We start from the raw sequence: 914 nt of genomic DNA on the forward strand, positions 1-914 counted from the left end.
ACGCCGGAAGGCCCGAACATCGGCCTGATCGGCTCGCTCTCGTCGTTCGGCCGGGTCAACTCCTTCGGCTTCGTCGAGACCCCCTACCGCAAGGTGGTGGACGGCCGCGTCACCGAGGAGATCGACTACCTGACCGCCGACGAGGAGGACAGGCACGTCATCGCCCAGGCGAACACCCCGCTGCAGGCGGACGGCAGCTTCGCCGAGGACCGCGTCCTGGTCCGCCGTAAGGGCGGCGAGGTCGAGTTCATCCGGCCCAGCGAGGTCGACTACATGGACGTCTCGGCACGCCAGATGGTGTCGGTGGCGACCGCGATGATCCCGTTCCTGGAGCACGACGACGCCAACCGCGCGCTCATGGGCTCCAACATGCAGCGCCAGTCGGTGCCGCTCCTCAAGAGCGAGGCGCCGCTGGTGGGCACGGGCATGGAGTACCGCGCGGCGACCGACGCCGGGGACGTCATCACGGCGGAGAAGGCCGGGGTGGTCGAGGAGGTGTCGGCCGACTACGTCACGGTGATGAACGACGACGGCACGCGGACGACCTACCGGGTGGCGAAGTTCAAGCGGTCCAACCAGGGCACCTGTTTCAACCAGAAGCCGATCGTGGCCGAGGGCGACCGGGTGGAGGTGAACCAGGTCGTCGCCGACGGTCCGTGCACCGATGACGGTGAGATGGCGCTGGGCAAGAACCTGCTGGTGGCGTTCATGCCGTGGGAGGGTCACAACTACGAGGACGCGATCATCCTTTCCCAGCGCCTGGTGCAGGACGACGTGCTGTCCTCGATCCACATCGAGGAGCACGAGGTCGACGCCCGCGACACCAAGCTGGGCCCGGAGGAGATCACCCGCGACATCCCGAACGTGTCGGAGGAGGTCCTGGCCGATCTGGACGAGCGGGGCATCATCCGCAT

Annotated in this window: 1 pseudogene; it reads left to right on the forward strand. The window is 67.5% G+C overall.

Annotated elements, in window-relative coordinates:
• Positions 1 to 914: pseudogene (locus IEY93_RS39165) on the forward strand (DNA-directed RNA polymerase subunit beta); the annotation flags it as partial.

The organism is Sphaerisporangium melleum (genome assembly GCF_014646695.1).
Lineage (GTDB): Bacteria > Actinomycetota > Actinomycetes > Streptosporangiales > Streptosporangiaceae > Sphaerisporangium > Sphaerisporangium melleum.